The organism is Fulvivirga aurantia, from assembly GCF_009711475.1.
Lineage (GTDB): Bacteria > Bacteroidota > Bacteroidia > Cytophagales > Cyclobacteriaceae > Fulvivirga > Fulvivirga aurantia.
In genome coordinates, this window is record NZ_SMMD01000740.1 from 1 (window position 1) to 6,941 (window position 6,941).

Sequence of the window (6,941 nt, forward strand, 5' to 3'; positions counted from 1 at the left end):
TTTTTGTGTCAAGACAAAAAATGAAAAAAGCCTTTTTTAAATGCTTCCTCAATCAAATATAACTATCAAGAATACTATTTAAGTCGATAGAAAAACTAGTTAATAAGCGATCCTGTCACCTGGAAATAAAGCGTGGCTTCAACATCAAAAGAAGCAGGCGCTTCACTTATAGCTCCTTGCATTCTGATCTTTATTGAACCATCCTCCGTGATACTATCTATAATCAGAGACTCCACACCATCTACCAAATCCTTAATAACTACAACTCCATTGTTATCATCAGCCTCTTTTAAATTGATAGGCGTACCTATATTGATTTGTAAAATCTGTGAGTCATCAGCTGCTAATATAAAAGCTGTAGCTTGTGTGATATTTACATCCGGGCTGCCAACGAAATTATCGAATTCAATATAAATAGAATCGATTTCATAAGAATCAATACGATCGCCAAATTGTGTGACATCGCTATCTGAAGCTACGTCAATGGTCAGTGTTTGATCAAATTCAGTCTGCGTATCCGTTGCAACAGACAAAGTCTGACTTACTTCACCATTTTGAGTAACAGTAAGCAAATCTGCAGCATCATCATCCCCACAAGAAACAGCAAGTATTGATATAAAAAGTAGCAGAAGGTAGTTTTTTCTTAGTTCCATATTTCTAATATTTTATTTCCTACTTAAGATACTGTTAATTGACATAAAATGCTAGATAATGTAATACCACATCTTTATAAAATGATTAAATATTTGTTTGATTAAAATTTCCCGGACACCAGACAAGCGTTAATTTTACGATCGCGCATGTCAAAAAACTTTCTCATATATAAATCCTCAGCCGGTTCTGGCAAAACCTACACACTGGCCAAATCATATCTCAAACTGGCACTCTCACATAAGGGCCGTTTTAAACGAATTCTTGGTGTAACCTTTACCAACAAGGCCACTGAGGAAATGAAGCAGCGGATTATAAAATTTCTCACGTTGCTCAAAGATGGAGAGGAGCAAACTCTCGCTGACGAGCTTTGCCGTGATCTACAAATCGATCATGCCACACTCAAAAGAAAAGCCGCTTATACACTCTCTGACATCTTACACGACTACAGTCGATTTGCGGTAGTAACGATAGACAGTTTTTTCTACCAGGTGATCAGAGCGTTTGCCAGAGAGATGGGATTACAAGGCAATTTTGCCATTGATCTCGATACTGATATTGCGCTTCAAGAGGTCATAGATCGTATGCTTTCTGAAATTGGGGAAACTGAACACCGACAGCTACGCGCGTGGCTTACTCAGTTTGCAGAGGAACGAGTAGAAGAAGGCACTAGCTGGGACTTTAGACGAGATATCGCAGTTTTGGCCAGCGAGGTGCTCAAAGATGAGTTTAAAGAATTTGCAGATAAACTCACAGATCTTGCAGAGCACCCAAAAGAATTAAAATCCCTTAAATCTGAGCTAGACAAAACTCAATACACATTTGAAAACAAGATAAAAGGACTGTGCAAGGAGGTTTTTAGCTACCTGGAGAGTAAAGGACTCTCAACAGATAGTTTTAAAAGCAAAGGCAATGGGCCCGCAGGCTTATTTGTGAAATTTGAAAAGCAAGAGTTTGACATCACAGAAAAGCGTAGAGCTGCAGCCGACAATATTGATGACTGGATAACGAAAACAGCTAAAAATAAAGAATTTCTCGAGCAATCGCTTTCAGATTTTGTTCTCCCAAAATATAACGAGCTAATTGATTATTACGATCAAAAGCATATCGAATATTACTCTGCCATTGAAGCCAAGCGCTATTTCTACACGTTCGGAATTCTCACATATATCACTCGGTATTTGCAAATCTACCGTGACGAAAATGATGTCATGCTCATTTCTGATCTACCAGATTTTCTCAATCGAATCATAGATGATAGTGACACCCCTTATATTTATGAAAAAGTAGGTAGCAGATTCGATAACTACCTAATCGATGAATTTCAGGACACTTCTACATACCAATGGAAGAACTTTAAGCCTTTGGTAAAAAATGCCACCGACCAGGGGCAGTTTAGTATGGTAGTAGGTGATGCCAAACAATCGATTTATCGCTTTAGGGGTGGCGACTGGCGACTGCTACAGCATGAAGTTAAAACTGATATTGGCGAAGCGCTTTCCGAAGAACTAAACCTTGACACCAATTGGCGCAGTACGGCAAACATCATCAATTTTAATAACAGAATTTTTAAGGAAATTCAGCCCCTGATGGAGTCTGAATATTTTGAAAACCCTTCCGATACACTGCAAAAAGCAATGGACGAGGTGTTTTCTACATTCAAAGACTCCTACCAGCATTTACCAAAAGGCAAAAATGACAACGAGGGTTTGGTTGAGCTTTCTTTCTTAAAAGAAGAAAAAGAGGCAGACGAAAAATATAAAGACCTGGCCATAGAATACACCATCTCAAAGGTTGAGGAGATGCAAGACAAAGGCTACCAACTGCGAGATATGGCCATATTGGTGCGTACCAGCCAGGAGGGTCGGGATATTGCACATGCTTTTATTGAGCGCAGCAATTCAGGTGAGGCTATACCAGGCAAGCGCTACGATGTAGTCAGTAAAGAGGCCTTATACCTCACTTCAAGCCATGTGGTACAGTTTATCATAGCTGTTGTAAAATGGTTGCATGATGAGAAAAACCAGATAGAGCTGGCCAACTGGTATGCTACCTATTGCAAATACCTTACTGACGAGCCGATTAACGAGAGCGAGCTCTATTTGCATCTTGACCAGTGGCAGCAGCATGTGCCTGCAGAATTCCTCAAACAACGCAATCAGCTTAAATCGCTACCGCTATACGAATTGGTTGAAGAACTGTGTCGCATTTTTGAACTTTCACGCATTCGCGAGGAGTATACTTACTTACAAGGCTTTCAGGATGCAGTATTGGACTATTCTAAAAATGAGCGTGGAGATATTGCTTCATTTTTATTGTGGTGGGAAGAGGTGAGAAAAAACAGGTCAATCATCATTTCTGATGACAATAATGCTGTAAAAATCATTACCATACACAAATCAAAAGGACTCGAATTTCCTGTTGTCATACTGCCTTTTGTTGATTGGTCGCTCGATAAGCAAAACCGGCTATCAGATAAAATTCTATGGTGTGAGGGCGTTTCTCACCCTCCTTTTGATAAAATGCCTGTAATTCCCCTTCGCTATGGATCGGCTTTAGAAAAAACCTATTGGGCAGATATCTACTATCAGGAGAAGCTAAAAAATCTGCTGGACAGCCTTAATCTATTATATGTGGCCCTCACCAGACCAGAGAAAGCCTTGTTTATGGCAAGCCCGATGGCAAAAAAAGATAAACTGAGCGCTGTGAGCGATCTTATGTTCAAACTAGCTTCAGTCATTAAACAGGAGGACCAATGGGATGAAGAAAACAGCAAATTAACTATCGGATCACTGCCTGCACCTAAAGCGGCAACAAGCGGTGGTGAAGAGGTAAGTTTGAGTGACTATTACTCATACAACTGGCGCAAGAAGATACAGCTACAAATGAAAGATGCCGCTGCTGACAGCAAAAAGCATTTTAATGAAAAAGCACTTTACGGCATCACACTACACGAAGTATTAAGTCGTGTTTACTATCACGAAGACTTAAAAAATCTGGCATCTCACGAGCTGTTTGGAGATATTGAAAACACTGTAAATGCACTCTCAGAGTACTTTCAGACCAATTGGAAAGTACAAACTGAGGTACCAATACTTTTACCCGGTGGTGATTTTAAACGTATCGACCGCATCAATAGCAATGGTCAAAAAATAGTATTGATTGACTATAAAACAGGTACCCAGCGCACAAAAGACCAGCAACAAATGAAGGCGTATATACGCATCATGCGAGAGGTGAAAGCACTACCGGTAGAAGGTCTGCTTTTGTATTTAGAAAACCAGGAAATAGTGAAGGTAGAGGCATGACAGCACAGCAAACATTTATAGCCGAAGTAGCTCAGCGCATACTTACAGAAAATGCCAGCATGGAGGACATTGTAGTCGTGTTTCCAAATCGCAGGGCCGGTTTATTCTTTAGAAAAGAGCTTGCTCAACTCATCGATAAGCCGGTATTTATGCCTGAAGTATACAGTCTGGAAGACTACCTCATGCAGTTTAGCCCCTATCAAAAAATAGAGACGCTGGAAGCAATTTTTGAGCTGTTTGAAGTCTATAAGCTGGTCAAAAAGAAAAGCGAGACATTTGACAAGTTCTTTTTCTGGGGAGAAATGATCTTGCGTGATTTTGAAGAAATCGATCAGTACCTTGTTGAGACAAAGAAGTTATTTACAGGCATAAAAACTCAGAAAGAACTTGATGAGGCTTTTTTCTATCTCGATGAAGAAGACAAAGAAGTAATCCAATCATTTTGGTCGAGCTTTCTACCAGACACAACTGCCACACAAAAGGCGTTTTTAGAAACCTGGCGCATATTACTACCGCTTTACGAGGGCTTTAAAGAAAGGCTCAGGCAGCAAGGGCGAGGTTTTGGAGGCATGATCTACCGTGATATTGCTGAGCGACTGGAAGCCGAAAAAATTAAACCAACGCATAAATTGTATTTGGCAGGTTTTAACGCACTTACTAAAAGTGAAGAAACGATCTTCAAATATTTTGTAAGAGAGGTAAGCGCAGAGATTATCTGGGATGTTGACGATTACTATTTCAGCAACCGGCAGCAAGAGGCAGGCACCTTTCTCAGAGAATACGCGGCTGACACATTACTCGGCAGGTCTTTTCCTAAAGAACCTCAAAATCGCATCAAACAACCGAAAAAGTTTACAGCAACAGGTGTTTCTTTGGAGGTTGGTCAGGCCAAAACTATGGGTGAGGCGATTAAAGCGATAGCTCAGGCCCCTGATTTTGAGCCAAGTCGTACGGTTGTAGTGCTCCCTCAGGAGCATATGCTTTTTCCGGTTTTGCATAGCATACCAGATGTTGTAGACAAGGTCAATATCACCATGGGTTATCCACTCAAAGACACCAGCGTTTATAGCCTCCTCGAAAGCGCGCTCGACCTGCAAAGACTACGCAAAACAAGCACCGTAAAGGGCATAAGCTTTTACCACCGCCCGGTACAAGAGCTCCTCCTCCACCCTCTGCTTATGCCGTTGGAAGAAAATAAGGCTACACAATGGCTTGCTGAAATAAAAAAGAAAAACCGGATACTCATCCCTGCAAAAGAGTTTGATTTTAAACATGAGCTGTTTCAATTTCTGTTTGCGGCCAACAATAATCCGGTGCAGTACCTCATTGATATTCTGCGTAAGCTGTACACTCATTGGCATGACAAGGACCGTGAATTAGAGACAGAGTTTATCAGTCGATTTTTTGAACAATTGCAGCATGTGGCTCATATGATTGGTGACAAAGCCGATGCTTTGGGTTATGAATTTTTCACAGCACTTTTTAAACGTCTGGCTAGAAGTTTTAAGGTTCCGTTTACAGGAGAGCCGCTGGATGGTCTTCAGATCATGGGTATTCTTGAGACCAGAAACCTGGACTTTGATCGGGTATACATCCTCAACATGAATGAAGGTAGCTGGCCTGCACAACCCAGACGAGGTTCTTTTGTGCCTTACAACATAAGGAAAGCTTTTGGCTTGCCTGTTTATGAAAATAATGATGCCATGTATGCCTACCTCTTTTACCGCTTACTACAGCGTGCTAATGAGGTGCATTTCTACTACAACACAGTTTCTGAATTTAATGTAAATGGCGAAATCAGTCGTTTTGTAAGACAGCTTGAAGCTGAATCTGACCACACGATCACGAAAAAGATATTAGCTAACCCGGTAAAAACGCAAAGCCTCTCAGCCATAACCATTAAGAAAACATCCGAGGTATTGCAAAAAATGCAACGCTTCACCACGGGTTACGACTATCGCGACCAGTCAAAACTCACACCTTCGGCATTGATCACCTACCTGACCTGCCGCCTCAAATTTTACTTTAAGTACGTGGCAAAGCTGTATGAGGCCGATGATGTACAGGAAGAGATGGACGCAGCCGTTTTCGGGAACATCCTGCACAATGCCATGGAGATTTTGTATAAGGAGTTTACCAAAAAACAAAAACGCAGTACCATAGAGCCAAATGATGTGATGTATCTGCAAATGGGCATTCGGGGTGCTTTAAGAAAGGCTTTTGTTGATCATTACAACGCACAAAAGGAAGAGAATTTTGAGCCTGAGGGGCGTTCAATTATCGCTTTTGAGATACTAGAAAAGTTTGCCAACGAGATCATCAAGCATGACGCTAAATATGCCCCATTTAGGGTACTCGGCCTGGAGGCAAGTACACGTGAGGGTTATCATGTAGATCTCCCCATTACCAGTGGTGGGCAAACCCTGGGTGTACGCATCAAAGGGATTATCGACAGAATTGACAGAAAAGGCGAAACTGTACGCGTGATAGACTATAAAACCGGTCGTGATGATAAAACCTACGAGTCGATTGAGAAGCTTAAAGACCGCACGAAAATAAAAGACAACAAAACCATTTTACAGGTCTTTTACTACAGCTATCTCTACTGGAAGAAAAATGGAGTTACTCATCAAATCGAGCCCGGCATTTTTAATAGCAAAGATTTATTTAAAGATGATTTTAGCTGGCGGGTGCACCATAAGAAAAGTAAAAATGAACTGCACGACTTCCGCCCCATGGCTGAAGAGTTTGAAGAATTTCTTACCGAGCTACTTTCAGAAATCTACGATCCTGAAGTCACCTTCGACCAAACCGATGACTACAAAAACTGTGAATATTGCCCTTATAAGGACATTTGTGGGAGGTAGGGGAAAATCACTCACTATTAGTAAGCCTTAATACCTCTTAATATTCCTGAAATCAGGAAAAGTCGGTCTGTTATCTACAATAACTTCATGCAAGTTAAACTTTATAATCATAAAG

General features: G+C 41.0%; 3 protein-coding genes. 2 read left to right on the plus strand and 1 reads right to left on the minus strand.

The window, feature by feature from the left end:
- Positions 1 to 95 precede the first annotated feature (95 nt).
- Entirely contained in the window at positions 96 to 653 is a 558-nt protein-coding gene (locus E1176_RS08755) for a hypothetical protein (protein WP_155210233.1), read from the minus strand.
- 147 nt (positions 654 to 800) lie between these two features.
- Between E1176_RS08755 and E1176_RS08760 the strand changes: the two genes are divergently transcribed.
- Both E1176_RS08760 and E1176_RS08765 read left to right on the plus strand, forming a co-directional pair.
- Positions 801 to 3,959 (plus strand): UvrD-helicase domain-containing protein, encoded by a 3,159-nt coding sequence (locus tag E1176_RS08760; protein WP_155210234.1) that lies wholly within the window; start codon positions 801 to 803, stop codon positions 3,957 to 3,959.
- The gene (locus tag E1176_RS08765; protein WP_155210235.1) at positions 3,956 to 6,826 is read left to right on the plus strand and encodes a PD-(D/E)XK nuclease family protein; all 2,871 of its coding nucleotides are present in this window, start codon (positions 3,956 to 3,958) and stop codon (positions 6,824 to 6,826) included. The genes E1176_RS08760 and E1176_RS08765 overlap by 4 nt, the downstream gene beginning before the upstream one ends.
- Positions 6,827 to 6,941: the final 115 nt, after the last annotated feature.

What these genes read in the sequence shown, in the direction of transcription:
- E1176_RS08760 (WP_155210234.1), top strand. Translation starts at nt 801, where the DNA reads ATGTCAAAAAACTTTCTCATATATAAATCCTCAGCCGGTTCTGGCAAA.
- E1176_RS08755 (WP_155210233.1), bottom strand. Translation starts at nt 653, where the DNA reads ATGGAACTAAGAAAAAACTACCTTCTGCTACTTTTTATATCAATACTT.
- E1176_RS08765 (WP_155210235.1), top strand. Translation starts at nt 3,956, where the DNA reads ATGACAGCACAGCAAACATTTATAGCCGAAGTAGCTCAGCGCATACTT.